This window comes from Micromonospora tarensis (genome assembly GCF_016803395.1).
GTDB lineage: Bacteria > Actinomycetota > Actinomycetes > Mycobacteriales > Micromonosporaceae > Micromonospora > Micromonospora tarensis.
Genome location: NZ_JAEVHL010000531.1, coordinates 1 through 1,041, shown reverse-complemented (window position 1 = coordinate 1,041; position 1,041 = coordinate 1). Strand labels below are relative to the sequence as shown.

Sequence of the window (1,041 nt, the reverse complement as noted above, 5' to 3'; positions counted from 1 at the left end):
GCCGCGCAGGCCAAATGAGAGCCACACGACCAGCGTGGGCAGCCGAAATGAGAGCGACAGCCCGAGCGCCTCGACCGAAGCCTGGCCGGGCCACGGTCGGAGGTCAATGAAACAAGTAGCCGAATACAGGGCGTCCGGGTGAGGAGGGTCGGCGGGAGTTTCAGCGGTTCAGTGAGAATGCCGGTATGCCGCTGACGAACCCTTGGCTTGCCGGTCCAACTCCTGATCGAGACCTGCCGCGCGAGCAGCTCGAAGAGCGCATCCTGAATCTGCTGTCGACTCACAACCTCGCTGTGATCGCCACAGTCAACAAGGACGGCAGCCCTTCCGCGACCCCGGTGCGCTACTACAGCCTGGGCTTCGAGATCTTCTACACCAGTTGGAATGCCTCGGTGAAGTCGCGGAACCTCAAGCGCGATCCGCGGATCTCGGCAGGTATCGTCGCGCCCCTTGTCGGACAGTCGAGCAGCCGCGGGGCGCAGCTGTTCGGCAGGGCACGGACTCTTGAGCGTGACGACCCCGAGGTTGAGCAGTACTGGGAGGCGTTCCGGTGGCAGTCGGACCACGTTGAGCAAGGACGCTCCCTGAGGGAGCCTCCCACCGACCCTCTGACGATCATCACCCCCAACCGCATCCTCTACACCGAGCACTGGCTGCGACGTGCTGGATACCGACCCCGGCAGACCTGGCGCCCTGCATAGGCTCTGATACCCGCTGCTGCCGCGATCCGATCGCTACGGGGCGTGGCAGCCCATCGCCGGCGGTTCGGCCATGCCGCGATGCGCGCCCGTGTCGCGGACCGTGAAGGCTTCCGCGGCGCCCTCTGAGGATCATGTCGGGCATCAGGTGGGACGTGAGCGTCAAGCATGTCCCGTGGCAGGACACCGGCGGTACGGAGCGCACTGCCGAATTCCGCTCTATCAGATCAAGGCGGCCCGCAAGCGGGCCGCGCCGGCCCGGCCCCGGCCTGCTGGCGACCTCCGGCCGGCATCGGCCGGGCCGGCCGGCCACGCTTGGGGATGACCAGGACTCGAAGACCTC

1 protein-coding gene is annotated in these 1,041 nt (G+C 66.9%); it reads left to right on the top strand.

The window, feature by feature from the left end; genetic code table 11:
* The first annotated feature begins 185 nt into the window (after positions 1 to 185).
* Complete coding sequence (locus tag JM949_RS36145; protein WP_203152498.1) at positions 186 to 701, top strand: pyridoxamine 5'-phosphate oxidase family protein; 516 nt, start codon at positions 186 to 188, stop codon at positions 699 to 701.
* The last annotated feature ends 340 nt before the right edge of the window (positions 702 to 1,041 follow it).